This window comes from Sphingosinicella sp. SM1-17, from assembly GCF_056821765.1.
Genome location: NZ_JBPDIO010000001.1, coordinates 3,399,506 through 3,423,308 on the forward strand (window position 1 = coordinate 3,399,506; position 23,803 = coordinate 3,423,308).

Below are 23,803 nucleotides of genomic sequence, written 5' to 3' on the forward strand. Positions count from 1 at the left end.
TAGTAGCTCATGAACGAAGTTGCGGCAAGTCGAGCCATCGGCGGGGCCGGATCGGGAACATTGTCGCAACTGCACTTGCCTGCTAACGGACGTGCGGGGGGCAGCTCACAAGTGCGGGCGCCCTTTTGGTTGCCAGCAGCTGCGAGGTTCCGACCGCCGCATGACCCTCATCCTGACCGTTCGCAACGCCGACATCCTCGCCGATGGGACGGCCGCCGAGTTTAGGCTCGAAAGCGGTAGCGCTGTCATCGGCCGTTCCAAGAACTGCGACTGGAATCTGCCTGATCCGAAGAACGCCATATCGTCTCGCCACGCGGAGATTCGCAGGGACGGGGAATCCTATCTGATCAAGGACATCAGCACCAACGGCACGTTCCTCAACGGCGCCTCCGAACGCCTGGGCGGCGAGCACGCCCTGACGGAAGGCGACGTGATCCGGATCGGTCATTACGAGATCATGGTCTCGGTAACGGAGGAACGCGCGGTCCCGTCGCCCCCTCCCCCTCCCCCTCCGCCTCCGCCTCCGCCTGCACCCGCCGCGGTCGAACCACCGGCCGGGAGCAGAGAGGCTGCGGCAGAGGAGAGCCAAAGCGAGGATCGCGCGCCGGAGAATGTCACGGTGATGTGGGATTCGCTTGCCGACATCAACAAGGTGGACTGGGCGCGGGCGGGACTGGGCGCCCGAGACGAGACCGCACCGATCGCAGCGGGCGACCTCACAACGGTCGATCAATTCACCGAGGCCTTGCTCGCTGCCGCTGGGGTCGCGGAATCGGGCGTTCAGCGCGATCCCGACCTGGTTCGCAAGGCGGGATCACTCCTCAAGCGCCTCGTTTCCGGGCTCGTCGTGATGATCGAAGCTCGGGCTCGCGCCAAGGCGCAAATGGGCGCCGAGGCGACCGGGCTCCAGCTCGAGGGCAACAACCCGATCAAATTCTCCCGATCGCCCGAGCAGGCGCTCGCGCAGTTGCTGAACCCGCCGCAGTCCGGCTTCATGGAAGCCGACCGCGCCGTCGAGGACGCATTCCTCGATCTCCAGTCGCATCAGGTGGCGACGTTGCGGGCGATACCGGGTGCACTTCGCGCGACCCTCGACCGATTCTCTCCGGGATCGATCCGCCGCCGAGCGGAAAAGGCCGGAGTTCTCGCCCGGATCCTGCCGGCGCTTCAGGATGCGGCGCTGTGGCGAAATTACGAGCGGGAATATGTGAAGGTGAAGAACGAGTCGGACGAGGCCTTCATGGAAGTCTTCTCCAAGGAGTTCCGCAAGGCGTATGAGCGCCAGTTGCGCGAAGGCTTCGAAGACCGCCAGCGCTGACGTCGATGCGGTTCCGGTCCATCCGCGGATCGGATCTTATGTGCCAGCAAAATTCCGGTATCGGGCGCCGGCTGAAGAGCCCAGTTGACGGACACATAACCCTGTGGTTATGAGCAATCATAACCTAGCAGTTATGAGTCCATGTCCGACACACCCGACCTGTTGTTCCGAACCCTGGCCGACCCGACGAGGCGCGCGATATTCGAACGTCTGTGCCGCGAAGGCGAGCAGACGGTCGGGGCGCTGACGGGCCTGGCCGGCGTGTCCCAACCGGCTGTATCCAAGCATCTTCGATTGCTGAAGGAGGCCGGACTCGTTCGAGATCGCCAGGCCGGTCGCCAGACTTGCTACCGTGCCCAAGTCGGAGCGCTTGCCCCCTTGATCGATTGGACCCGGCAGATGGGCAGCTTCTGGGAAAGCCGGTTCGACGACCTCGACGACCTGCTGAACAGGATGGATCAATGAACGAGTCGGCAACCCAGGTGCGCACAGTGGTCGTGGAGCGCGACCTCAATCACCCTCCCGAAAAGGTCTGGCGGGCACTTACGCAGCCGCACCTGATCGAAGAGTGGCTGATGAAGAACGATTTCGTCGCTTCCGTAGGCCACAAGTTCAATCTCAGGGGAGATTGGGGCGGCGTATTGGATTGCGAAGTGCTTGCTCTCGATCCGCCGGATCGGCTGTCCTACAGTTGGAACTTCGCCCATGACGATCCCGCTTATGATCTCCGGAGCGTCGTCACCTTCATTTTGACCCGAACCGCGACCGGCACCCGGTTGCGACTGGAGCAGACGGGCTTCCGCCCCGAACAGAAGCAGGCCCAAGGCGGCGCCATGCAGGGCTGGCAGCTTTTCTTCGGCAAGCTGGAGCAACTCCTCGATCGGACCGAAGAGGGGGCCACGACCGTTCGCGAGGGAGGATCCGATGACAGTGAGTGAGTGGATGCGTCAGTTCCATCGCTGGCTTTCGCTGGCCTTCACGGCAGTCGTCCTGGCGCTGTTCACCGCGCTCGCCGCCGGAGCGGAGCCGGCGGACTGGCTCTACCTCTTGCCGCTGTTTCCGCTCGGGCTCCTGGCCGCTACCGGACTTTACCTCTTGTTCCTGCCTTACCTCGCCAGGCAGGGCAGCGGCTCCGCTGCCGCCGTGGCGGACTGATCGCCAAGATGAGCAGGATCTCCGATCGTTCGACAAGGCCCGGGAAAGCAGGCGACGAGTCGGGGCCCTCGGAGCCGAAGCTCCTGTCAGGAGGGAACCCGCAGATCCCCAAAGGCTACGGGGACGCTCCGGTCAACGCCTATATTGCCGCAATGCCCGGCTGGAAGAGCGACGTTGGGCGCCGGCTCGACGAGATCATCAGCACGACCGTTCCGGAGGTTCGAAAGGCAGTCAAGTGGAACTCGCCGTTCTACGGAGTACAGGACGATGTATGGTTCCTCAGCTTCCACTGCTTCACCAGATACGTCAAGGTCACCTTCTTTCGTGGCGCCTCGCTGCGCCCTCCGCCTCCTGGCCAGTCGAAATACCCGCAGGTGCGATATTTGGACATCCACGAAGGTCAGCTCGACGAGGCGCAATTCGCCGATTGGGTGGCGCAGGCTAGCCAGCTACCCGGCGAACGGCTGTAAGCATCGTCTCTCCAGCGAGGAATTGCTTCATGTCCCCAACCGAATCCGAGTCACCGTCCCGACTGATCGATGAGAAGCTGGAATCACTCGGCGATTGGCGCGGGGACGTGCTCGCCCGGATCCGCCATCTCATCAAGGCGGCCGATCCGGAGGTGATCGAGCAGGTCAAATGGCGAAAGCCTTCCAACCCGGCAGGCGTGCCGGTCTGGGAGCATTCCGGCATCCTCTGTACCGGGGAAACCTATCGGGCAAAGGTCAAGCTGACCTTCGCCCAAGGAGCATCGCTGCCCGACCCTTCCGGCCTGTTCAATGCCGGGCTGGATGGCGGAACTCGACGCGCCATCGATCTGCGCGAGGGCGACGAAGTCGACGAAGAGGCTTTCAAGGCTCTGGTTCGATCGGCAGTGGCGCTGAATGTCGAGCGTTCTGCCTCGCGCCGCACCGGCCGCAGGTAAAGCCGCCGCGCCAGGCGCGGCTACTCCTTGTCGCCCACCGGCGGCTCCATTCCCGTGCTGGCGGGAGTGGCCGCGACATCGCCTTGCTGTCGGTTGACGGACTGGAACCAGACCATCTCCACCCGCCAGTTGCCGTCCGCCGCGCCCGCCAGAAACTCCTGCTGCCAGGCGGGGCCGCGAGCACCGATGGGCGGTGCCACCACGTCGGGCGGAAACGGTCCGCGACCGGTCACCAGGATGATTCCCGACCAGCCTTCATGGTCGAGATCGACATTGAGCCGATAGCGTCCATTCCCCTCGTCGACGATCGGACCAGCGCCGACATTGGCCTCGAAACTGGCGCGATCCGGCAGCAAGCTGGTGATCACACCCGAAGGCTCGATGCCGAGAATGGCGAAGTCGAGTTCAGGATCGGCAAAGTTGAAGTTGATGACGGCGTTCGCGGCTTCCTTGCCTTCATAAGGCGTGCCGGGGGGCTGAAGCCGCATTTCGTAGCGCGGCTCGGACACCGAAAGCTTGTAATCGGAGGATGCCCGCACCTGCCGATACGTGTCGAGCGCGGCGCAGCCTGCCGGCGTGATCGGCGCCACGTCCCCGAAGTCGAGTCGGGCGTTCTGGACTCCGGCACTCTCCAGTGCCTGGGCAATGTCCTGCTGCGCAGCGGCCGAATCACCGGCAACTCCCCGCATGGCGACGCTGATTCCGTCCTCGCCGCCCTGGATCGCGCCGATGTCGAGCCAGGTGCAACTGACCGAAGGAAGTGCCGAATTGATCGTGGCGCGAGCCGTCTCGACGGGATCCCCCGTCACGACGGCCTCGTTTCCGGTGCTTCCGTTGACGATCGGCGGGGCCCCTCCGCCTTGCTGTCCCATCACGTACCAGGCGCCGGCGCCAACAGCCAGGGCCGCGGCGAGCACACCGCCGACGATCAGCGCCTTGGGCCCGCCACTTCCGCCACTCGCCGGAGCGGCCGCCGGAGCTTCCGACGGTCTGGGAGCCGGAGTCGGCGGTGCCGATCCGCCAAGCATCGCCAGGACGTCGTCCATCGAGCGCAGCCGCTCCTTGGGATCAGGGCGGAGCATCGCCTCCAGGACCGGGCGAAGGCTTGCCGGCACCGGCGACAGGTCGGGCCCCTTGCGCCGCTTGTCGATCGCGTCGACGAGCGAACCGGACATGTTGACATTCTTGCCCTGAGCCACGGCAAGGATCACCAGTCCGAGACTGTAGACGTCGGTCCAGGGCCCCACTTCGCGGCCGAAATCGCCGAGCTGCTCGGGCGCAACATAGTTCAGTTTGCCGGCGAAGCCGTCGCCGACGATCGTCGCGGAACTCGCATCGAGATCCTTGGCGATCCCGAAGTCGATGATCTTCGCCTGGTGGACATCGCCACCGGGGAGAAGGACATTGTCAGGCGAGATGTCGCGGTGAATGGCACCCAGCCGATGTGCCGCCGAAAGCCCGGAAGCGAGCCGGCGCAGCAATCCGGCGAGTTCCTCGGGCGTTCGCTCCACCTTGCCGAGCACGTCGCCCAGTTCGACGCCCTCGATGAACTCGGTGACGATGTAGAGGACGCCTAACTGCGGTTCCTGAGCCAGCACACGGTAATTGACCAGCGCCTCATGCTGCAGCTTGGTGAGGGTCCGAGCTTCCTTTCGGAACATGGCCACGACCTTCTCGTCGGCCGCCATGGCCGGAAGCATGACCTTGATCGCGACCCGTTCGTCCGTGTTGACGTTGCAGCCCTCGAACACCTCGCCCATTCCGCCCCGGGCGAGGAAACGCTTCACTTCGAAGATGTGATTGAGGACGTCGCCGACCTTGATCGGCCGGGCCGGTTCGCGCGGAGTGAAGGCCGTCGGGCTCGTCATGGGTGCCGGTTCGTTCGGCACGGCAGCCGGAGGGGCACCGTCTTCCGACTTCTCGGGCGCGGGCGCGGACGGCTCGAACACCGTTCGCGGTTCCTCGCTTCCCGCCGACTGATCGCCGGTTGACGAATCCGGCGTCGCCGCCGGCTCGGAGCCGCTTCCTTCGCCCGAAGGCATGAAGACGGTGCGCTCCTCGCTTTCCTGCGGCGGCTTCTTGTCCTTGTCGTCGCTCATCTTCTTACCGATCCGGAATAGAAAGGAGGGTGGGTTCGCTCGCCCAGACCGCGACCACTGTCACGTTGTCGGGCGCGCCATTGGCCAAAGTCAGCTCTACCAATTCGTCGGGAGCGCCCTCCGGGCTGCCTCGAGCGAGAAGCCGGGCAATCTCGGGTTCGGGAACGTAGCCATGAAGCCCGTCGCTGCAGAGGAGGAAGATGTCGCCGGCCTGGACCTCGCCGGTTACCTTGTCGATCTCGATCTCCTCGCGGACGCCCACGGCTCGGGACAGGATATGTCCCATTGGATGGCCGACTGCATCCTCCGGACTGAGGATACCGCGCGCGACCATTTCCTGCACCTGGCTGTGGTCCCGACTCAATTGCCGGAGCTCTCCGCCCCTCAGCAGATAGGCGCGACTGTCGCCAACCCACAGCACGGCATAGCGCTGGTCCTTGACCAGCAGGGTGACGATCGTCGATCCCATCTGCCTCCGGCGCCGCCCGGCTTCGACCAGAATGGCGCGGTTCGCGCTTCGGATCGCCTCCGCGACCCGTTCGGCAGATTCTTCCAGATCCGCCGCCGGCTCGACCGCTTCGAGCTTCTCGATCAGCTTGGCGGAGGCCCATTCGCCCCCTTCGTGGCCGCCCATGCCGTCGGCGACCGCCCACAAACCCTGGGTCTCCTTCGCGCAATAGCTGTCCTCATTGTGGTCGCGCACGCGACCCTCGTGGGTCTTCGCCCAGCTTTCGATACGGATTGCGGATAGTTCCACTTCTTACCTCTGGCGGCTCGCTTGGCGCGCGCGATCGTGGATCAAGGTTGGCATGAACGTCCCCCGGCTATTCCCGTCATCTAAGCACAGCTTCCGCCATCGATAAAGCGGCCTCTTCCTTCCCCTCCAGGGCTCCCCTAAGAAGCCGGCTCTCTCAACCTGTGGGATTGGCATGAAACCTTTACATATTTTCCTGACCGGAATGATTTCCCTAACTCTCGCCGCCTGCAACCAAGGGGCTGGCAATGCCAGCACCGACAATCTCGCGGCCGACAATGCCGCAGGCGCCTCCGAGAACGCCGCCGTAGCCGACGGCAACTCGACCGATGGCGGCAAGCCCGCCGGTGATCCGGCGGCCAACGCCGCCGTCCCGGCCGGCGAAAAGCCGGCAGCCGAAGCCGGCGCAGCCAACGATTCTGCTCCGGCCGGCGAAAAGCCGACCGAATAGCCCAATCGATTGGGCGCGGGGCCGATCGACGGATCGGCCCCGTCGCTTGACAGCCAGCGCCCGAGCCCCATATGCGCGCTTCCGCCAGCGCATGGCCCCTTCGTCTAGCGGTCTAGGACGTCGCCCTCTCACGGCGAAAACACGGGTTCGAGTCCCGTAGGGGTCACCAGCGGAACACGGTACTCTGCACTATCTCGGAAAAGAGCCCCAGCAGGATACCCGACCTGGCCTCAAGGCCGCCCTTTTGGTGATCGCACGGCGCCGGATCGCACGCGGGTATTCACCGGTCCCAGCAGTTGCTCGAGCAGCACATAGGTATGGAGGACTTCCCGGCGTTCGGCGAAGTCGCGATAACGCTAGAGTAGCGAGCGTCCTCCGCCCCGTCGGCAACGCGGGCCGCCGGATTGGCGGCCGTCGATCGCGTAGATGAGCGGTCCGGATCATCTCATTTGGCTGATCGAGGCGCGCCGGTGACGTTGGGGTCGAGATAATTGCCCGGTCGACCGGTTTGATGAGCACCGGTTTGCGTCAAAATTCGAGCGCCCGGTACGCGCCAAGAACACTCGTCGCCGTCAGGACGGCACCGACCATGATCAACAGCGTCTTGGTGGGAACGATCTTGGCGAACCAGGCGCCGAGCGGAGCGGCGCAAAGGCCACCGATCAGCAATCCAACCACCGCGACGGTGAACGCCTCGATGCCGAGCGTCGCGACGAAGGTCGCCGAGATGGTGACGGTGAGGAAGAATTCGGTTGCACTGACCGTGCCGATCACCTTGCGCGGCTCGGCGCCTTGGATGAGAAGGTTGCTGGTGACGACCGGTCCCCACCCTCCCCCGCCAGCAGCGTCGAGAAATCCGCCGACCAAAGCCAGCGGCTCCACAACCTTCGGCTTGCGCACGACCGGGGGGTATCTGATCCCGCGCCACAACAGGTAAAGGCCAATCGCGGCCAGATAGACGAGCACGGCGGGACGTGCCGCCTCCGCATCGACCGAGGCCAGCACATAGGCGCCCAGCACGCCTCCCAGCACGCCCGGTACGACCAGCCGACGAAACAGGCGCCAGTCGATATTGCGATGGATCGCGTGGCTGACCCCCGATGCGGCGGTGGTGAAGGTCTCGACGACATGAATGCTTGCCGATGCCGTCGCGGGCGGGACTCCGGTACTCAGCAGCAAAGTGGTGGAGATGACTCCGAAGGCCATGCCGAGCGCGCCGTCGACCAGCTGAGCGGCAAAGCCGATGGCGATGAAGTAGACTATGTCCGGAATACCGGCGATCGCTGGGTCTATCACCGACGCCTCCCGGAACTGGATCTGGCGGCGGCGCGAGCCGCCGTCAACGAGCCTTGGCCGCGAGGAGCGGATAGGCGGTGGTCGACTTCACCCGCTCCATCGCGAAGCGCGACGTGACATTCTTCAGCGGCACCTTCTCGATCAGCTTCTTGTAGAAACTGTCGAACGCCTCCATGCTTTCGACCGCGATCCGCAGCAGATAATCGACGTCGCCCGCCATTCGATAGATCTCCAGCACTTCCGGCATTTCGGAAACCATGCGAGCGAAGCCGTCGAGCCAATCGGCCGAATGGTCTGCCGCCTCGATCTCGACGAAGACGGTGAGCCCGAAGCCGATCGCCTCCGGATCGAGGATCGCGACCCGCTTGGTGATGATTCCCGCCGCCTCCATGTTCTGGATCCGCCGCCAGCAGGGCGTCTGCGACAGGTGCACGCGATCGGCAATCTCCGCGACGCTCATCGACGCATCCTCCTGAAGCAGCGCCAGGATCTTCAGATCGATATTATCCAGCTTTCCCCGCGCCACTGTTTAGAACTTTCTTCCGGTTCAACTTCCTGGATTGGCTTGTTCATGCCTTTTGCCGAGCACGGGTTGAGATTGGCGCACGGCAATCGTAGTTGCTCTGCCTAATACTAAACATTCCCGCGTTTCCAATAGGTTGGTAATACTTGTTTTCGCCCGGAAATTGGAAGTGCGTTCCATCCGCTGGCGCTTTTTTAGAAGAGATATAGCATGGCAGCAAAGCTGAGCCTCCCCGCCATCCTCTCGGCCAACCGGCTGGTCGAAGGAGATGTGGTCTATTATGCCGGCGGCGGATGGTCGCCGCGCCTTGCCGACGCTCTGGTCGCTCGGGACGGCTCCGGATCGCAAGTGCTGGAGGCGGCCCGAGCCGAGGCCCTGCTCGGCGGCCAGTTCCTCCTCCCCGAGATAATTCCGATCGCGGTGGACGATTCCGGGCGGGTTGTTCCCAGGCATTATCGCGAACGAATCCGCGCGCTGGGGCCGACGATCAGGCCCGATCTCGGACCGCAGGCGCAGGGGGAGCATGCGCATGTATCGCTATGACGAATTCGACGAACGGATCGTTCGGGCGCGCGTCGCCCAATTCCGCGAACAGGTGCGGCGGCGCCTGGACGGCTCGCTTACCGAGGAGGAGTTCACGCCGCTCCGGCTGATGAACGGGCTCTACCTTCAGCTCCACGCTTATATGCTGAGGGTCGCTATTCCTTATGGGACTCTCGATTCCCGCCAGATGCGCCAGCTGGCGATGATCGCCGATCGCTGGGACAGGGGCTATGGCCACTTCACGACCCGGCAGAATATCCAGTTCAACTGGCCGAAACTCGACGATGTGCCGGACATATTGGAGGCGCTCGCCGACGTCGAGATGCACTGCATCCAGACCTCGGGCAACTGCATCCGCAACGTCACCGCGGATCATTTCGCCGGGGTCGCCGCCGACGAAATCGAGGATCCGCGGCCGGTGGCCGAGCTGATCCGACAATGGTCGACGCTGCACCCGGAATTCAGCTTCCTGCCGCGCAAGTTCAAGATCGCGGTGACCGGGTCAGCGCAGGACAGAGCGGCAGTCGCGGTCCACGACATCGGAATCCGAATCGTCCGCGACGAAGCCGGCGAGGTCGGCTATCGTGTCCTGGTTGGCGGCGGTCTCGGCCGAACGCCGTTCATCGGCAAGACGATCCGCGAGTTCCTGCCCAGGAACGAACTGCTCGCCTATCTCGAGGCAATCATGCGCGTCTACAATCTCGAGGGACGACGCGACAACAAATACAAGGCAAGGATCAAGATCCTCGTCCACGAGATCGGAACCGACGCGTTCATTGCCCGGGTCGAGGAGGAATTTACCAGGCTCGACGGCCCAAGCGTCAATGCCGATCCGGAGGAATCGGCTCGGATCGCCGCGTATTTCGCGCCGCCGCCCTATGAGAGCTTGCCGGCGAGTTCGGAGGCGTTCGAGTTCGCCAAGTCGCGCGACCCGGATTTCGCCCGCTTCGCCGACACCAATCTCTTCCCGCACAAGGTGCCGGGCTATGCCGCCGTGACGGTCTCGCTGAAGGCGATCGGCGAGGCGCCGGGCGACGCTTCCTCGAGCCAGATGCGGCTGCTCGCCGACATCGCCGAGCGCTTCTCGTTCGACGAGCTGCGAATCAGCCATGTCCAGAACATCATCCTTCCGCATGTGAAGCTGGACGAGGTCCATGAGGTCTGGTCGCTGCTGGTCGAAGCCGGGCTGGCAACGGCGAATGCGGGCCTGGTCAGCGACATCATCTCCTGCCCCGGAATGGACTATTGCACGCTGGCGACGGCGCGGTCGATCCCGATCGCCCAGGCCATTGCCCGGCGCTTCGCCGATCCCGAGCGGCAGCGCCTCATCGGCGAGCTGGGAATCAAGATTTCGGGTTGCATCAATGCCTGCGGCCACCACCACGTCGGCCATATCGGCATTCTCGGCCTCGATAAGGCCGGGCGCGAGAACTACCAGATCACGCTCGGCGGCGATCCCGGCAATGCCGCCTCGCTCGGCGAGCGGCTCGGCCCGGGCATCGACGGCGAGCAGGTGCCCGACGCAATCGAGCGGATCGCCGAAATCTATCTTGAGCTTCGGGCCAGCGAGAAGGAGCGCTTCATCGAGACGCTGAGGCGGGTCGGCCTGGATCCGTTCAAGTCGGCGCTTCAGGCACAGGAGGCGATCCGTGCCGCTGCTTGACCGAAACGGCCTGCGCGCCGACGAATATGTGCGCGACAGCGCCTCGGCCGCGGCGGTCCTGGTGCCGCTCGACGCCCTCCCTTCGGCCCTGCAGGCGCGCTTGCCCGGACAGAGGATCGGCGTGGAAATCGACAACGACCTCCACCCGCGCGACCTGGCCTCGGTGCAGGAGCAGCTCGATCTGGTGTCGGTCCGCTTCACCCGATTCAGTGACGGCCGCGGATTCAGCATCGGCCAGATCCTGCGCGAACAGGGTTTCGAGGCCCGGATTCGCGCTAGCGGCGAGTTCATCCCGGACCTGTTCGCCTTCGCCCTGCAAAGCGGCTTCGACGAAATCGAAATCGACCAGGAACGGCTTGCCCGCCAGCCGGTCGAACAATGGCTGAACGCTCTGACGCAGATCGGCCTGGCCTATCAGCGGGCCCGCGACGGCACGCCCTCGATCCTGGAGGGCCGTCGGCTCCGCAAGGTGGCGGCATGAGCGCCGCCGCTCTTCCCTCGATCGGCGGGGGCACCCCCGCCGAGCGCCTCGCCTCGCTTCGCGAAGCGGTTCCCGGCCGGATCGTCTTCACCACCAGCTTCGGGCTCGAAGATCAGGCCTTGTCCCACCTGATCTGGAAGAGGCGCCTCGATATCGAAGTCGTCACGCTCGATACCGGGCGCCTCTTCCCCTCCACCTACGAGCTCTGGGCGGAGACGGAGGCCACCTACGGAGTCCGGATCCGCTCCTTCCATCCGGAGGCGGCCGCACTCGCGGATATGATTGCCGACAGCGGGATCAACGGCTTCTATCACGCGAAATCGGCTCGGCTCGACTGCTGCGGTGTTCGCAAGGTGAAGCCGTTGAAGCGCGCGCTGGCCGGCGCCGAGGCCTGGATAACAGGCCTGCGCGCCGATCAGTCGTCGGCTCGCGCCACCGTCGAGCTCGCCGCCTGGGACCAGTCGCATCGGCTACTGAAGGTCGCGCCCCTGTTCGACTGGACTCGACAGGCCATCGCGGATTTCTGCGCGGCCGAAGGCGTGCCGATCAATCCCCTTCACGCGCAGGGCTATTCCTCCATCGGCTGCGAGCCTTGCACGCGCGCCATTGCGCCCGGCGAACCGGAGCGATCCGGACGCTGGTGGTGGGAGACGGACGAGGCCAAGGAATGCGGCCTGCACGTCGACCGGGACGGACGGCTGGTCCGGAGGCGGGCGGCATGAACGAAGCCCGGCTTCCGCAGGCGACTCCGGCCCGGATCGCGCCGCTGGCGAAACTGCCGCTCTTCCATTCGCTGGAAGGCCGGAAGACGGTCGTCGCCGGCAGCTCGGCGGGCGCGCTGTGGAAAGCCGAGCTGCTGTCCGCGGCCGGTGCCGAAGTGCTGGTCCTGTCCGGCCATGATGCCGCAGCCAAACTGTTCGGCGAGCTGGCGCGGCGTCCAGTCCGGGGAAGCGTCACCGTCCTTCCCCGCCGCTGGCGGCCGTCCGACCTGAGCGGAGCCGCTCTGGCGCTGGCGGATATTGCCGACCGCTCGGAAGCCCTCAGCTTCGTCGTCGCGGCTCGGGAACAGGGCGCGGCTGCCCACCTCATCGATCAGCCGGACCTCAGCGATTTCCAGTTCGGAACAATCGTCAATCGCTCGCCCATCGTCATCGGCATTTCGACGAGCGGCGGCGCGCCCATGCTCGGCCAGTCGATTCGAGCACGGGTCGAGGCCGTCCTGCCGCGCGGTCTTTCCGCCTGGGCCGAGGCCGCGCTGCGCTGGCGGCCCCGAGTGCGCGAAAGGCTCGAACGGTTCGCCGATCGGCGCCTCTTCTGGGAGCGCTTCACGCGCCGCGTCTGGGCCGATCCGGAGCGCCCGCCGACCGAAGCGGACCTCGACGCCGTCGTCGCCGGGATCGAGCCGGCCGCAAGCGGAAAAGTGGTCCTTGTCGGCGCCGGCCCCGGCGATCCGGAGCTTCTGACCCTGAAGGCGGTTCGAGCGCTTCAGTCGGCGACGGTGATCCTCTACGACGATCTGGTCGGCCCGGAAGTGCTGGAGCTGGCGCGCCGGGAGGCGCGGCGAATCGCCGTTGGCAAGCGCGGCCGCGGCCCCTCCTGCCGCCAGGACGAGATCAACGCCCGGCTGGTCGAGCTTGCCCGGTCCGGCGAGTCGGTCGTCCGCCTCAAGGGCGGCGACCCCCTGATCTTCGGGCGCGCAACCGAAGAAATAGAGTCATGCCGCCGCGCCGGCATCGAAGTCACCGTCGTCCCCGGAATCTCGGCCGCCCAGGGTGCCGCCGCCGAGCTCGGCATCTCACTGACCGAACGCGACGTGGCTCGCCGGGTCCAGTTCGTCACCGGACATGGTTCGGACGGCTCGCTCCCGGACGATCTCGATTGGGCCGCGATTGCCGACCCGCAGGCGACCACCGCCATCTACATGCCGCGCCGTACCCTTGGCGAATTCGCACGAACGGCTCTATCGAGGGGCCTCGATCCCGATATGCCAGCGCTTGCGATCGCCTCGGCGACACGCCGCGAACAGAACCACGTTTCCGGCACCGTCGCCGAAATTGCCGGCCTCGCCGCGACGCTGCCGCTGAGGGCGCCGGTCATTGTCATCGTGGGCAGGGTCGCTCGCGAGGTTGCCGCTGCGCGATTCAAGGAGGCGGCATGAGCGCCCGGACCCTCACTCATCTCGAACAGCTCGAAGCCGAGAGCATCCACATCATGCGCGAGGTGGTCGCCGAGACGGAGCGGCCGGTCATGCTCTATTCGATCGGCAAGGATTCGTCGGTGATGCTTCACCTAGCGCGGAAGGCCTTCCATCCGGCGCCGCCGCCTTTCCCTTTGCTTCATGTCGATACGACCTGGAAGTTCAGGGAAATGTACGCGCTTCGCGATCGCATCGCCGTGGAAAGCGGAATGGAGCTGATCGTCCACCGCAATCCGGAGGCCGAACGCCTCGGCATCAATCCATTCGACCACGGCAGTCTCCACACCGACATGTGGAAGACGGAAGGGCTCAAGCAGGCGCTCGATCTCCACGGCTTTGACGCAGCCTTTGGAGGTGCCCGCCGGGACGAGGAGAAAAGCCGGGCCAAGGAACGAGTCTTCAGCTTTCGGACCGCGGCTCACCGCTGGGATCCGAAGAACCAGCGGCCGGAGCTTTGGAACCTCTACAATGCCCGGAAGGCGAAGGGAGAGAGCGTCCGCGTGTTCCCGCTCTCGAACTGGACCGAGCTCGACATCTGGCAGTACATCTATGCCGAGGATATTCCCATCGTTCCGCTCTACCTTGCCGCGCCGCGGCCTACCGTCGAGCGCGACGGTCTGATCCTCATGGTCGACGACGATCGATTCCCGCTTCGCCCCGGCGAGGCGCCCGTCAAGCGGATGATCCGCTTCCGGACCCTGGGCTGCTACCCGCTCACCGGAGCGATCGAGAGCGAGGCGGCGACCCTCCCCGAGGTGATCCGGGAGATGCTCGTCGCGACAAGCTCCGAACGGCAGGGCCGGGCGATCGACCACGATCAGTCGGCAAGCATGGAGAAGAAGAAGCAGGAAGGCTATTTCTGATGGCCACCGCGGCTCGCAAGCTCGACGGCGCCGAGGCGGCCGCTCGCGAGGTCGAAGCCTATCTGCAGGCGAACGCGCGCAAGTCGCTGCTCCGCTTCATCACCTGCGGCTCCGTCGACGACGGCAAATCGACCCTGATCGGCCGACTGCTCTACGACAGCAAAATGCTGTTCGAAGACCAGCTTGCGGCGCTGGAAAAGGACAGCAGGCAGGTCGGCACCCAGAACGGAGCGCTCGACTTCGCTCTGCTCGTCGACGGGCTTGCGGCCGAACGCGAGCAGGGCATCACCATCGACGTCGCCTATCGCTTCTTCGCCACCGACCGGCGCAAGTTCATCGTCGCCGACACGCCCGGCCACGAACAATATACCCGGAACATGGTCACCGGGGCTTCGACCGCGGATCTGGCCGTCATCCTCGTCGACGCGCGCAAGGGCATCCTCACGCAGACGCGCCGGCACAGCGCGATCGCCCATCTGCTCGGCATCCGCCACATCGTCCTCGCCGTGAACAAGATGGATCTGGTCGACTATGACAAGGCCCGGTTCGAGCGGATCGTCGCCGATTACCATGCGGCCGCTCGCCAGATCGGAATCGAGGCTTTCGAGGCGATCCCGCTTTCAGGACTGGCCGGCGACAATGTCACGAGCCGCGGTTCCCGGATGCCCTGGTATGGCGGACCGAGCCTGCTCGAGCATCTCGAGACGGTGCCGATCGCCGAAGCGGATGAGCGGGCGGGCGAGTTCCGCATGCCGGTCCAGTGGGTGAACCGGCCGAACCAGAATTTTCGCGGCTATGCCGGCCGGATCGCGACCGGCACCGTTCGGGTCGGCGACCGCATCAGGATCGCGGTTTCCGGCCGCACCTCGACCGTGGACCGGATCGTCGCCTTCGGCGGAGACCTTGACGAAGCGGTCGCCGGCCAGTCGGTCACTCTGACGCTCCGCGACGACATCGATTGCTCGCGCGGCGACCTGATCGTCGGCGACAGAGCGGACGTCGAGGTCGCCGATAACCTCACCGCCACTTTGGTCTGGATGTCGGCGGAGCCGCTGGTGCCTGGCCGGTCCTACTGGATGAAGATCGGCACCCAGACCGTCGCCGCAAGTATCTCCGACGTCCGCGACATCCGCGACGTCGACACGGGCGAAGTCTCGGCCGGCCGGCCGCTCGGCCTCAACGATCTCGGCCGCTGCGACATCCTGCTCGACCGGCCGGTCGCCGCATTGGCCTATCGGCGCAGCCGCCAGCTCGGCGCCTTCATCCTGATCGACCGGGCGAGCCACGTGACGGTCGCGGCGGGAATGTTCGAAGCCTTTCGCGAGGGAGCGGTCGAGGCCGAGCGCGCGGAAGGCGCGGGAGGGCGGATCCTGTGGCTGGTCGGCTCGTCGCCCGCGGAACGGCTGAACTTCGGCCGACGGGCGCAAAAGCGGCTTCGTGCTCATGGGCGCCCAGCCCTGATCCTCGATTCGACTGCCCTTCGTGACGGCCTGAGCAGCGACCTGGGTAACACCGATGCCGATGAAATGGAGAATCGCCGCCGGACCGTCGAGGTCGCCAAGCTGCTCAAGCGCGCGGGCGTGACCGTGTTGATCGCAGCCGACGAAGCCCAGGATAGTTCACCCGGTTCCCGGATCGACGTGGCCGAGGACCATTCGAGCTGGGACTGGATGATCTGAGCAACGGCACGGCGACCGCGACGATCCACATGCGCCCGCGCGTGACGGGCCGGGCTTCATCTCGGAAGCAGGCGCCTCAGGCCGAAACCTGGACCGTCGGCGCGAACGGGCCGCTGCGCTGCTCATAGTCGGCGATCGATGACTCATGGGCCAGGGTGAGATCGATCTCGTCGAGTCCCTTCAGCAGGCAGTCGCGCCGAAACGGATCCATGTCGAAGCCGAACGCCTGCCCCGAAGCAGCGACGACCATCCGTTCCAGGTCGATCGAAAGCGGACCCTCGCGGGCCTTTTCGAGCAGACCTTCAGCCGACGACCGGTCGAGCGCGACCGTCACCAGTCCGTTCTTGAAGGCATTGCCGGCGAAGATGTCCGAAAAGCTCGGAGCGATGACGGCACGGATGCCGAGATCGAGCAGCGCCCAAACGGCATGTTCCCGGCTCGACCCGCAGCCGAAATTCTCTCCGGCGACGAGGATCGGAGCGCCGCGATAGTCAGGATCGTCGAGCACGTTGCCAGGTTCACGCTTCAATGCGGCGAAGGCATGGCGGCCAAGGCCCGTCCTCGACACCGTCTTCAGATGCTCCGCCGCGATGATGACGTCGGTGTCGACATTCGCGAGCCCGAGCGGATAGGCTTTGCCCTCGATACGGCGGACACGCATCATGGCCGGACCAACTCGCGAACGTCGGTCAGGCGACCGGTGACCGCAGCCGCGGCCGCCATCGCGGGCGACATCAAGTGGGTCCGTGCGCCGGGACCCTGCCGGCCGACGAAGTTGCGGTTGGAGGTCGAGGCGCAGCGCCCGCCCGGCGGTACCTTGTCCGGATTCATCCCCAGGCACATCGAGCAGCCGGGCTCTCGCCACTCGAAACCGGCCTCGATGAAGATCCTGTCGAGCCCTTCCTGTTCGGCCTGGCGCTTCACCAGCCCGGATCCTGGTACGACCAGAGCCTGCCGGATATTGGAGGCAAGCCGCCGTCGGCGAACCACCTTCGCCGCCTCCCGCAGGTCCTCGATACGGCTGTTGGTGCAGCTGCCGATGAAGACGTGGTCGATCGTCACATCCTCCATCGCCATCCCGGGCGACAGGCCCATATAATCGAGCGAGCGCAGCGCGGCCTCGCGCCTCACGACATCCGCATAGGTGTCGGGGTCGGGCACCGCCCCTGTGATCGGCACGACATCTTCGGGGCTCGTCCCCCAGGTAACGCTGGGCGCGATGGTGGAGGCATCGACCGTCACACTTCGATCGAAACGGGCGCCGGCGTCGCTTCGAAGCGCATGCCACGACCGTAGCCGGCGCTCCCATTCAATTCCCTTCGGCGCCAGCGGCCGACCCTCGAGATAGGCGAAGGTCTTCTCGTCCGGGGCGATCAGACCGGACCTCGCGCCGGCCTCGATCGACATGTTGGCGATGGTGAGACGTCCCTCGACGCTCATCTCTTCCACCGCGCTTCCGCGATACTCGATGACATGCCCGATCGCGCCTGCGGAACCAATCCGCCCAATCACGGCGAGGATCAGATCCTTCGGGGCGACTCCGAAGCCGGCGCGGCCTTCGATCCGCACTTCCATCGTTCGGGACGGCTTCAGCCACACGGTCTGGGTCGCCAGCACATGTTCCACCTCGCTGGTGCCGATTCCGAAGGCGAGGCATCCGAGCGCCCCATGTGCGGCAGTGTGGCTGTCCCCGCAGACCAGAGTGGTTCCTGGCAGGGTAAAACCCTGCTCCGGTCCGACGACATGGACGATCCCCTGCTTCGGGGCAGTGTCCGAGATATAGGGGATGCCGAACTCGACGACGTTCCGCTCCAGCGCCGCAAGCTGGGCGGCACTCTCCGGGTCAGCGATCGGGATCCGCACTCCGCCCGCACTGAGGCGCGTAGTCGTCGGCACGTTGTGATCGGGAACGGCGAGGGTAAGGTCGGGCCGGCGAACCCTTCGCCCGGCAAGCCGCAGCCCCTCGAAGGCCTGTGGCGAGGTTACCTCGTGAACCAGATGTCGATCGATGTAAACCAGACAGGTGCCGTCGCTTCGCCGCTCGATGACATGCGAATCGAAGATCTTCTCGTAGAGCGTTCGCGGACGACCGGAATCCGGGATGGCCTGGGAGGCCGACTGCGAAGCGGGCATCGAATTGGGCGCAGACAAGCTCATCCACAGCATCCCCGGTTCATCGCGATCAGCTCCGCATGGGCCTTCCTCGCGGAAAATGTCGCCGCCAGAGACTCGCGGATCCGCTCGCCCATATCGGAGCAGCTGGCGCGGCCGCCGAGATCGGTGGTCCAGCAGCCGCCGCGAAGCGCCGCCTCAAGAGCACCCGTCAGAAGCGAAGCGGGTTCGTGCAGTCCGAGGCCGAGGTCGAGCATCATTGCCGCACTCGCGATCGCCGCAGCCGGATTGGCGAGATTCTGGCCGGCAATGTCGGGCGCCGAACCGTGGATCGGCTCGAACAGACCAGGACCGCCATTGCCGAGGCTCGCGGAAGGCAGCAGACCGATCGACCCGCCCAGCACCGACAGTTCGTCCGACATGATGTCTCCGAACATGTTCTCGGTAAGGATGACGTCGAACCGGCGCGGCCGCGTCACCAGCGCCATCGCGGCCGCATCGACATACATATGGTCGAGCGCCACGTCCGGATATTGGCGCGCCACTTCATCCACCGTTCGCCGCCACAGTTTCGAGGTCGCAAGTACATTCGCCTTGTCGACCGAGGTCACCTTCTTCCGCCGCTTGCGCGCCTCCGCGAAGGCGACATGAGCGATCCGCTCCACCTCCTCGCGCGCATAGACGCACAGGTCGGAAGCGAAATCGTCGGTGAGCTGCTTCTCGCCGAAATATGCTCCGCCGGTTAACTCGCGAACCACCAGCACGTCGGTGCCCGTACAGATATGCTTCTTCAGCGGGGAAAGATGCTCGAGACCGCGCAAAAGGCGCGAAGGTCTCAGGTTCGCGTAAAGGCCGAGCTTCAGTCTAAGCTGAAGCAAGGCGGCTTCCGGCCGCTCCTCGAATTCGTCCCATTGCGGCCCGCCGACGGCACCCATCAGCACAGCGTCGGCGGAGCGGCACGCCGCGAGAGTCGAAGCGGGTAGCGAAGTGCCGTGTTCGTCGATTGCCGCACCGCCTATGGCATGTTCTTCGAAGACGAGGTCGAGTGCGCAGCGATCCGACAGCAGCTCGAGGCATTTGCGAGCCTCGGCGACGACTTCGGGACCGATACCGTCCCCCGGCAAAAGCACAATCTTTGGCATGATGTTCTCCTTCTAGGCAGCCTTGGCCGTGGCGACGCCCAGGTTCCGCACCCGGCGGACGGCCTCGGCATTGCTCGCGGCATCGATGAAAGCGGCGACGCAGCACGGCAGGATGTCGCGTGCCCGTGCACGCCCGGTGAAAATTTCCCCGGAAATCTCGAGGGCGATTTCCACGAGCACCTTGGCGCCTTGGCCATCGTCGCTCAGCTCGGCGGAATCCGCCGCAACATATTGCAGCTCGAGCGCATCGACCCGGGCTTCAATCCCCATGATCTGCCCGATCGCCTTGAACACGGCGTCGAGCGCTCCGGGGGCCGAGGCGAGATCGGTGATTCGGCCGCGTTCGCCATGATCGAGCTCGACTCTCGCCACCGGCCTTGCATTGGCACCGGCCGGTGCTCGGATTTCGAGCTTGGATAGGCCCCAGTTGACCTTGTCTTCGCCGCCGCCGGCGAAAAGTGCCACGAGCCGGGCCGAATCCATGATCACGCCTTCGTCCGCGAGCCGCTTGAAGGTTGCGAAGACGCTGTCCAAACTGTCGCCGCTCAGGTCGAAGCCGAGCTCGAGCGCACGCTTCACCAAGGCATGCCGGCCCGAATGCTTGCCGAGCACTATACCGTCGGTGGCGAGGCCGATATCCTCAGGCTTCATGATTTCATAGGTGGCCCGGTTCTGTAGCACGCCATGCTGGTGGATCCCGGCCTCATGGGCGAAGGCGTTGGCACCCACGATCGCCTTGTTGCGAGGCGGCGTCACATTGGTAACCTGGGCCAGCGTCCGGCTGGTCATCATGATCTGCCGCGTGTCGATTCCGGTGCCGACACCGAAGGCGTCGGCACGCGTCCGGAGGGCCATCACGACCTCCTCGAGCGCGCAATTGCCGGCCCGTTCGCCGATGCCGTTCACCGCGCATTCGATCTGACGCGCGCCGCCACGGACCGCCGCCAGCGAATTGGCGACGGCCAGGCCGAGATCGTCATGGCAATGGGCAGAGAAGATCACGTCCGCAGGCCGCTCGACATGCTGGACCAGGTGCCGAAACAAGCCCCCGATCTCCTCGGGAGTCGTATAGCCGACGGTATCCGGCACGTTGAGCGTGAGAGCGCCTTCCGAGGCGGCCGCGGACAGGCACTCGACCAGAAAGTCACGCTCGGTGCGGATCGCATCCTCGGCCGAGAATTCGACATCCTCCACCAGCTCGCGCGCCAGCGCCACCGCCGCCCGGATCGCCTCGACCACCTCGGCCCGGCTCATGTTCAGCTTCGCCTCGCGGTGGATCGGGCTGGTGCCGAGAAAGACATGGATGCGCTTGCGCGGCGCGGACGCAAGCGCTCGAGCGGCCGCTTGGATGTCGCCGCGGATCGATCGGGCAAGCGAGCAGATGACCGGTCCTTCAATGCTGCTCGCAATCGCCTCGATCGAGCGTGCGTCGCCGGGGGATGCGGCGGCGAAACCGGCCTCGATCACATCGACCTTGAGCTCGGCCAGCGCACGCGCCATGCGCAGCTTGCCTTCGAGGGTCATGGAAAAACCCGGCGCCTGCTCGCCGTCCCGCAAAGTCGTGTCGAAGATCCGTACTTGGTCCTCGCTCATGCCGCCTTCTCTTGGGCAAAGCTGAGGGGACGTGCGCTGTAGACGCCGTGGAGGCGCCGAAGCTGGCGCTCGAGCGTGTCGGAGCGCCTGCCGGGATCGCGCGGCATGAGGTCGAGCGCCATCGAGGCCCGGCGGCCGCAGGACTGTTCGTGCATCTCGATGGCGCGAACCGCGAAGCCGCGCCGCTCGATGAGGCCGAGCAGCCGGAGCACTGCGCCTTCCTGCGGCGTGAAGTCGATCAGAAACCGGTGCATGGGCTCTTCTCCATCATCTGACTGTTGGCGCTGTTGGGGGGGACGAGCGGCCAAACATTCTCGGCCGGGTCGATTCGGGCATGGCAGAGGATTGCGCCGGACGTTCCGAGCAGCCGCTCGATCGCGTCTGGGACCTGCGCCCGCTGGTCAATGGTGAACGCTTCGATTCCGAAGGCTCGGGCCACCTCCGCGAAGTCGGGATTGTCGTAAAGGTCGATCTCGGAGTAGTTGCCGTCGTAGAACAATTCCTGCCACTGCCGGACCATTCCCAGACGGCTGTTGTCGAGCAGCAGGATCTTTAGCGGCAAGCGATAGCGGCGGAGCGTCGCCAGCTCGTGAATGTTCATCATGATCGAACCGTCGCCGGTCACCGTCACGACTGTGGATCCGGGCGAAGCGACCAGGGCGCCGATGCCGGCCGGGATTCCGTAGCCCATGGTTCCAAGCCCGGCGCTGGTCAGATGCGCCGCGGCTCGGGTGAAGCGACAATGCTGAGCCACCCACATCTGGTGCTGCCCGACATCGCAGGTGACGATGAGATCGTCGCCCGCCGCTTCCGACAGCGCCCTGAGCAGTGCCGGTGCATAGATGCCGTTTCCTGGCGCATCATAGCGCGCCTGCCAGCGCTGCTTGTTGCCAGCGCATCGCGATCGCCATCCGGCGATGTCGAGCGGAGCGCTGGTGAGGCGGTCGAGGATCAGCGAGACGTCACCGACCAGCGAAACTTCGGGTTGCCTCAGCTTTCCGACCTCGGCCGGATCTCCGTCGATATGGATGACCTTGGCCCCGGCGGCAAAGGTGTCGAGCCTTCCCGTAGCCCGATCGTCGAACCTGGCGCCGACACAAATGAGCAGGTCGCAGTCGTGGACCGCCATGTTGGCCGCGCGGCTGCCGTGCATTCCGAGCATTCCGAGGGCCAGCGGCTGCTCGGGCGGAAGAGCTCCGAGACCCTTGAGCGTCGCCACTGACGGAATGCCCGTGCGCCGGGCGAAATCGCGCAGCGCACGCTCCGCCCGAGCGATCGCGACCCCGCCCCCGACATAGAGGACCGGCGCGCGCGCCTCCTCGATCAATCGCTTGGCGCGGCGAAGCGAACGCTCGTCCGGAGCGGGGCTCACGAAGGGCGGCGGCGGCTCGAAATTGCTGACCACCGACACCTTCTTCTGGACGACATCCTTGGGAAGGTCGATGAGCACGGGGCCCGGCCGGCCCGACGCCGCCAGGGCAAAGGCCTCGGCAAATATCTGCGGGATCTCCTCGGTTCGTCGAACCAGATAGGAATGCTTCACGATCGGGAGAGTGATCCCGAAAATGTCAACCTCCTGAAAGGCATCCGTGCCGAGCAGCGGCGTTGCGACCTGGCCGGTAATGGCGACCAGGGGCACACTGTCCATGAAAGCGTTGGCGATTCCGGTGACCAGGTTGGTCGCGCCCGGCCCGGACGTGGCGAGGCAGACGCCCGGCCGCCCGGCCACTCGCCCATAGGCATCGGCGGCGAGAGCGGCAGCCTGCTCGTGCCGGACCAGGATATGGGTCAGGCCCGACGCCGGCAGCGCGTCGTAGACGGGCATGATCGCCCCGCCGGGATAGCCAAAGACATGGCGCACGCCTTCGCGCTCCAGCGCTTCCACCACCAGCCGAGCGCCGGTAACCCTGTCGGATGGCGTCGGAGATGGTGGCAAGGCACATGGAGCATGCATGGCGTTACGCCGCCTTTGAAGTCAGCCGCGGCTTCGCCTGAAGCCATGCCATGTGACCGCGAAGCTTCGTCCCGATCTGCTCGATCGGCTGAGCGAGATCCGCCTCGAGCAGCTCCTGATACCGTCGCTTGCCCGACCGGTTCTCGGCGATCCAGGTTTGAGCGAACTTGCCGGTTCGAATGTCGGCCAGAACTTCGCGCATCCGTTCGCGCGTCTCGTCATTGATGACTCTGGGACCGGAGACGAGGTCGCCGAACTTGGCGGTTTCCGAGACAAATTCGTGCATTTTGGCGAGCCCGCCTTCATACAGCAGATCGACGATCAGCTTGAGCTCGTGGAGACATTCGAAATAGGCGACCTCGGGCTTGTAGCCGGCCTCAACCAGGGTCTCGAAACCCGAGGTGACGAGCTCGGTGACGCCGCCGCAAAGCACCGCCTGCTCCCCGAACAGATCGGTTTCCGTCTCCTCGGCGAAGCTGGTCTCGATCGCTCCGGCAGCGGTCCCACCGAGCCCGCGGGCATAGGCGATCGCCCGCTCGCGCGCGCACCCCGTGGAGTCCTGCTGAATGGCGAACAGGCAAGGGACTCCGCGGCCGATCTCGAATTCGCGCCGCACCAGGTCGCCCGGGCCCTTGGGTGCGACCAGGACGACGTCGATGTCCGAGCGGGGCCGAACTTCGGAATAGTGAATCGAGAAGCCGTGGGCGACGAGCAGGGCCGCGCCAGCCGCGAGGTTGGGCGCGATCGCGTCCTCATAGACTTCACGATGAGTCATGTCCGGCGTCAGCAGCGCCACGAGTGAAGCCTCTGCTGCCGCCTCGGCCGGCGAAGTGACCCGGAAGCCGTCGCTGAGGGCCCGATCCTCCGCCAGGCCGTCGGACCGGGCACCGACGACAACATTCAGTCCGCTGTCGCGCAGGTTCAGAGCGTGTGCCCGCCCCTGGCTGCCATAGCCGACGATCGCGATCGTTCCGCTCCTGAAGGCGGATAGGTCGGCATCTTGGTTGGTGTAGATTTTCTCCATCGGGGTCTCCTTTGCAGGCCAAAAGAAAACC

25 protein-coding genes and 1 tRNA gene are annotated in these 23,803 nt (G+C 65.3%); 15 read left to right on the forward strand and 11 right to left on the reverse strand.

Features of this window, described 5'->3' with window-relative positions:
- Positions 1-160 precede the first annotated feature (160 nt).
- The 6 genes from tagH to ACRYLT_RS16945 all read left to right on the forward strand — a co-directional run bounded on the left by tagH (position 161) and on the right by ACRYLT_RS16945 (position 3,398).
- Positions 161-1,318, forward strand: a complete 1,158-nt coding sequence (gene tagH / locus ACRYLT_RS16920; protein WP_482665252.1) for a type VI secretion system-associated FHA domain protein TagH — start codon at positions 161-163, stop codon at positions 1,316-1,318.
- Between the two features lie 141 nt (positions 1,319-1,459).
- Complete coding sequence (locus ACRYLT_RS16925) at positions 1,460-1,783, forward strand: ArsR/SmtB family transcription factor (RefSeq protein WP_482665253.1); 324 nt, start codon at positions 1,460-1,462, stop codon at positions 1,781-1,783.
- On the forward strand, positions 1,780-2,256 hold the full coding sequence (locus ACRYLT_RS16930; RefSeq protein WP_482665254.1) for an SRPBCC family protein: 477 nt from the start codon (positions 1,780-1,782) through the stop codon (positions 2,254-2,256). The genes ACRYLT_RS16925 and ACRYLT_RS16930 overlap by 4 nt, the downstream gene beginning before the upstream one ends.
- Complete coding sequence (locus ACRYLT_RS16935; RefSeq protein WP_482665255.1) at positions 2,243-2,473, forward strand: hypothetical protein; 231 nt, start codon at positions 2,243-2,245, stop codon at positions 2,471-2,473. Before ACRYLT_RS16930 ends, ACRYLT_RS16935 begins: the two co-directional genes overlap by 14 nt.
- An 8-nt stretch (positions 2,474-2,481) precedes the next feature.
- A complete protein-coding gene (locus ACRYLT_RS16940; protein WP_482665256.1) occupies positions 2,482-2,943 on the forward strand; it encodes a DUF1801 domain-containing protein in 462 nt (153 codons plus the stop codon).
- Between the two features lie 29 nt (positions 2,944-2,972).
- A complete protein-coding gene (locus ACRYLT_RS16945) occupies positions 2,973-3,398 on the forward strand; it encodes a DUF1801 domain-containing protein (RefSeq protein ID WP_482665257.1) in 426 nt (141 codons plus the stop codon).
- 20 nt (positions 3,399-3,418) lie between these two features.
- On the opposite strand, the gene ACRYLT_RS16950 is transcribed toward ACRYLT_RS16945, so the two are convergent.
- Both ACRYLT_RS16950 and ACRYLT_RS16955 read right to left on the reverse strand, forming a co-directional pair.
- Positions 3,419-5,497, reverse strand: coding sequence for a serine/threonine-protein kinase (locus ACRYLT_RS16950; RefSeq protein ID WP_482665258.1), 2,079 nt, complete (start codon positions 5,495-5,497; stop codon positions 3,419-3,421).
- 4 nt (positions 5,498-5,501) lie between these two features.
- A complete protein-coding gene (locus ACRYLT_RS16955) occupies positions 5,502-6,254 on the reverse strand; it encodes a PP2C family protein-serine/threonine phosphatase (protein WP_482665259.1) in 753 nt (250 codons plus the stop codon).
- Positions 6,255-6,426: 172 nt separating this feature from the next.
- Here ACRYLT_RS16955 and ACRYLT_RS16960 point away from each other — a divergent pair, with 172 nt between their 5' ends.
- Complete coding sequence (locus ACRYLT_RS16960; protein WP_482665260.1) at positions 6,427-6,702, forward strand: hypothetical protein; 276 nt, start codon at positions 6,427-6,429, stop codon at positions 6,700-6,702.
- 93 nt (positions 6,703-6,795) lie between these two features.
- Positions 6,796-6,871, forward strand: a tRNA-Glu gene (locus tag ACRYLT_RS16965).
- 359 nt (positions 6,872-7,230) lie between these two features.
- Here the strand turns inward: ACRYLT_RS16965 and ACRYLT_RS16970 are convergent.
- A complete protein-coding gene (locus tag ACRYLT_RS16970) occupies positions 7,231-7,998 on the reverse strand; it encodes a sulfite exporter TauE/SafE family protein (protein WP_482665261.1) in 768 nt (255 codons plus the stop codon).
- Between the two features lie 43 nt (positions 7,999-8,041).
- Positions 8,042-8,524 (reverse strand): Lrp/AsnC family transcriptional regulator, encoded by a 483-nt coding sequence (locus ACRYLT_RS16975; RefSeq protein ID WP_482665262.1) that lies wholly within the window; start codon positions 8,522-8,524, stop codon positions 8,042-8,044.
- A gap of 207 nt (positions 8,525-8,731) precedes the next feature.
- Here ACRYLT_RS16975 and ACRYLT_RS16980 point away from each other — a divergent pair, with 207 nt between their 5' ends.
- The 7 genes from ACRYLT_RS16980 to cysN are packed head-to-tail and all read left to right on the forward strand — an operon-like array spanning position 8,732 to position 15,947.
- Positions 8,732-9,064: a DUF2849 domain-containing protein gene (locus ACRYLT_RS16980; RefSeq protein WP_482665263.1), complete on the forward strand. Its 333-nt coding sequence runs from the start codon at positions 8,732-8,734 to the stop codon at positions 9,062-9,064.
- Entirely contained in the window at positions 9,051-10,727 is a 1,677-nt protein-coding gene (locus tag ACRYLT_RS16985) for a nitrite/sulfite reductase (RefSeq protein WP_482665470.1), read from the forward strand. Before ACRYLT_RS16980 ends, ACRYLT_RS16985 begins: the two co-directional genes overlap by 14 nt.
- Positions 10,714-11,208 (forward strand): DUF934 domain-containing protein, encoded by a 495-nt coding sequence (locus ACRYLT_RS16990; protein ID WP_482665264.1) that lies wholly within the window; start codon positions 10,714-10,716, stop codon positions 11,206-11,208. Before ACRYLT_RS16985 ends, ACRYLT_RS16990 begins: the two co-directional genes overlap by 14 nt.
- A complete protein-coding gene (locus tag ACRYLT_RS16995) occupies positions 11,205-11,930 on the forward strand; it encodes a phosphoadenylyl-sulfate reductase (RefSeq protein ID WP_482665265.1) in 726 nt (241 codons plus the stop codon). The genes ACRYLT_RS16990 and ACRYLT_RS16995 overlap by 4 nt, the downstream gene beginning before the upstream one ends.
- Positions 11,927-13,366 (forward strand): siroheme synthase CysG, encoded by a 1,440-nt coding sequence (gene cysG, locus ACRYLT_RS17000; protein WP_482665266.1) that lies wholly within the window; start codon positions 11,927-11,929, stop codon positions 13,364-13,366. Before ACRYLT_RS16995 ends, cysG begins: the two co-directional genes overlap by 4 nt.
- Entirely contained in the window at positions 13,363-14,268 is a 906-nt protein-coding gene (cysD, locus tag ACRYLT_RS17005; protein ID WP_482665267.1) for a sulfate adenylyltransferase subunit CysD, read from the forward strand. Before cysG ends, cysD begins: the two co-directional genes overlap by 4 nt.
- Entirely contained in the window at positions 14,268-15,947 is a 1,680-nt protein-coding gene (cysN, locus tag ACRYLT_RS17010; RefSeq protein ID WP_482665268.1) for a sulfate adenylyltransferase subunit CysN, read from the forward strand. Before cysD ends, cysN begins: the two co-directional genes overlap by 1 nt.
- Before the next feature lie 76 nt (positions 15,948-16,023).
- On the opposite strand, the gene leuD is transcribed toward cysN, so the two are convergent.
- The 7 genes from leuD to ilvC are packed head-to-tail and all read right to left on the reverse strand — an operon-like array spanning position 16,024 to position 23,772.
- Entirely contained in the window at positions 16,024-16,611 is a 588-nt protein-coding gene (gene leuD / locus ACRYLT_RS17015) for a 3-isopropylmalate dehydratase small subunit (protein WP_482665269.1), read from the reverse strand.
- Positions 16,608-18,080, reverse strand: a complete 1,473-nt coding sequence (leuC, locus tag ACRYLT_RS17020; protein WP_482665471.1) for a 3-isopropylmalate dehydratase large subunit — start codon at positions 18,078-18,080, stop codon at positions 16,608-16,610. Before leuC ends, leuD begins: the two co-directional genes overlap by 4 nt.
- Before the next feature lie 20 nt (positions 18,081-18,100).
- Positions 18,101-19,201, reverse strand: coding sequence for a 3-isopropylmalate dehydrogenase (gene leuB, locus ACRYLT_RS17025; protein WP_482665270.1), 1,101 nt, complete (start codon positions 19,199-19,201; stop codon positions 18,101-18,103).
- A gap of 12 nt (positions 19,202-19,213) precedes the next feature.
- Positions 19,214-20,794 (reverse strand): 2-isopropylmalate synthase, encoded by a 1,581-nt coding sequence (locus tag ACRYLT_RS17030; protein WP_482665271.1) that lies wholly within the window; start codon positions 20,792-20,794, stop codon positions 19,214-19,216.
- Positions 20,791-21,048, reverse strand: coding sequence for an ACT domain-containing protein (locus tag ACRYLT_RS17035; RefSeq protein ID WP_482665272.1), 258 nt, complete (start codon positions 21,046-21,048; stop codon positions 20,791-20,793). The genes ACRYLT_RS17030 and ACRYLT_RS17035 overlap by 4 nt, the downstream gene beginning before the upstream one ends.
- The gene (gene ilvG / locus ACRYLT_RS17040) at positions 21,033-22,748 is read right to left on the reverse strand and encodes an acetolactate synthase 2 catalytic subunit (RefSeq protein WP_482665273.1); all 1,716 of its coding nucleotides are present in this window, start codon (positions 22,746-22,748) and stop codon (positions 21,033-21,035) included. The genes ACRYLT_RS17035 and ilvG overlap by 16 nt, the downstream gene beginning before the upstream one ends.
- 4 nt (positions 22,749-22,752) lie before the next feature.
- Positions 22,753-23,772 (reverse strand): ketol-acid reductoisomerase, encoded by a 1,020-nt coding sequence (gene ilvC, locus ACRYLT_RS17045; RefSeq protein WP_482665274.1) that lies wholly within the window; start codon positions 23,770-23,772, stop codon positions 22,753-22,755.
- Positions 23,773-23,803 lie beyond the last annotated feature (31 nt).

What these genes read in the sequence shown, in the direction of transcription:
- leuB (WP_482665270.1), bottom strand. Translation starts at nt 19,201, where the DNA reads ATGCCAAAGATTGTGCTTTTGCCGGGGGACGGTATCGGTCCCGAAGTC.
- ACRYLT_RS16980 (WP_482665263.1), top strand. Translation starts at nt 8,732, where the DNA reads ATGGCAGCAAAGCTGAGCCTCCCCGCCATCCTCTCGGCCAACCGGCTG.
- ACRYLT_RS16950 (WP_482665258.1), bottom strand. Translation starts at nt 5,497, where the DNA reads ATGAGCGACGACAAGGACAAGAAGCCGCCGCAGGAAAGCGAGGAGCGC.
- leuD (WP_482665269.1), bottom strand. Translation starts at nt 16,611, where the DNA reads ATGATGCGTGTCCGCCGTATCGAGGGCAAAGCCTATCCGCTCGGGCTC.
- ACRYLT_RS16995 (WP_482665265.1), top strand. Translation starts at nt 11,205, where the DNA reads ATGAGCGCCGCCGCTCTTCCCTCGATCGGCGGGGGCACCCCCGCCGAG.
- cysN (WP_482665268.1), top strand. Translation starts at nt 14,268, where the DNA reads ATGGCCACCGCGGCTCGCAAGCTCGACGGCGCCGAGGCGGCCGCTCGC.
- ACRYLT_RS16945 (WP_482665257.1), top strand. Translation starts at nt 2,973, where the DNA reads ATGTCCCCAACCGAATCCGAGTCACCGTCCCGACTGATCGATGAGAAG.
- ACRYLT_RS16935 (WP_482665255.1), top strand. Translation starts at nt 2,243, where the DNA reads ATGACAGTGAGTGAGTGGATGCGTCAGTTCCATCGCTGGCTTTCGCTG.
- cysD (WP_482665267.1), top strand. Translation starts at nt 13,363, where the DNA reads ATGAGCGCCCGGACCCTCACTCATCTCGAACAGCTCGAAGCCGAGAGC.
- ACRYLT_RS16925 (WP_482665253.1), top strand. Translation starts at nt 1,460, where the DNA reads ATGTCCGACACACCCGACCTGTTGTTCCGAACCCTGGCCGACCCGACG.
- ACRYLT_RS16960 (WP_482665260.1), top strand. Translation starts at nt 6,427, where the DNA reads ATGAAACCTTTACATATTTTCCTGACCGGAATGATTTCCCTAACTCTC.
- ACRYLT_RS16930 (WP_482665254.1), top strand. Translation starts at nt 1,780, where the DNA reads ATGAACGAGTCGGCAACCCAGGTGCGCACAGTGGTCGTGGAGCGCGAC.
- ilvC (WP_482665274.1), bottom strand. Translation starts at nt 23,772, where the DNA reads ATGGAGAAAATCTACACCAACCAAGATGCCGACCTATCCGCCTTCAGG.
- ACRYLT_RS17030 (WP_482665271.1), bottom strand. Translation starts at nt 20,794, where the DNA reads ATGAGCGAGGACCAAGTACGGATCTTCGACACGACTTTGCGGGACGGC.
- ACRYLT_RS16985 (WP_482665470.1), top strand. Translation starts at nt 9,051, where the DNA reads ATGTATCGCTATGACGAATTCGACGAACGGATCGTTCGGGCGCGCGTC.
- ilvG (WP_482665273.1), bottom strand. Translation starts at nt 22,748, where the DNA reads ATGCATGCTCCATGTGCCTTGCCACCATCTCCGACGCCATCCGACAGG.
- ACRYLT_RS17035 (WP_482665272.1), bottom strand. Translation starts at nt 21,048, where the DNA reads ATGCACCGGTTTCTGATCGACTTCACGCCGCAGGAAGGCGCAGTGCTC.
- leuC (WP_482665471.1), bottom strand. Translation starts at nt 18,080, where the DNA reads ATGCCCGCTTCGCAGTCGGCCTCCCAGGCCATCCCGGATTCCGGTCGT.
- ACRYLT_RS16940 (WP_482665256.1), top strand. Translation starts at nt 2,482, where the DNA reads ATGAGCAGGATCTCCGATCGTTCGACAAGGCCCGGGAAAGCAGGCGAC.
- tagH (WP_482665252.1), top strand. Translation starts at nt 161, where the DNA reads ATGACCCTCATCCTGACCGTTCGCAACGCCGACATCCTCGCCGATGGG.
- cysG (WP_482665266.1), top strand. Translation starts at nt 11,927, where the DNA reads ATGAACGAAGCCCGGCTTCCGCAGGCGACTCCGGCCCGGATCGCGCCG.